We start from the raw sequence: 265 nt of genomic DNA, 5'->3' as shown, positions 1-265 counted from the left end.
TCCGGCGATCGGACTGCCCGGGTCCTCCGCCGCCGCGGGGTTGACGGTGTCGTTCGCGCCGATCACGAGGACGACGTCGGTGTCGGCGAAATCGTCGTTGATCTCGTCCAGCTCCAGCACGATGTCATACGGGACTTTCGCCTCAGCGAGCAGCACGTTCATGTGGCCCGGCAGGCGCCCTGCGACCGGGTGGATCCCGAACCGGACCTCGATGCCCTTGTCCCGCAGTTTCCGGGTCAGTTCCGCCACCCCGTACTGGGCCTGC

Annotated in this window: 1 protein-coding gene; it reads right to left on the bottom strand. The window is 67.5% G+C overall.

Annotation, left to right across the window (positions count from 1 at the left end; all coding sequences use genetic code 11):
• Nucleotides 1-265, bottom strand: a 265-nt coding sequence (locus WA670_RS45110; protein ID WP_336162323.1) for an NAD(P)(+) transhydrogenase (Re/Si-specific) subunit beta, incomplete at both ends; no start/stop codon positions are given.

It is taken from the genome of Amycolatopsis sp. VC5-11 (assembly GCF_037034185.1).
Taxonomy (GTDB): domain Bacteria; phylum Actinomycetota; class Actinomycetes; order Mycobacteriales; family Pseudonocardiaceae; genus Amycolatopsis; species Amycolatopsis nivea.
Note: the sequence above shows the minus strand (reverse complement) of the source record. Positions and strands in the feature narration are given on the sequence as shown.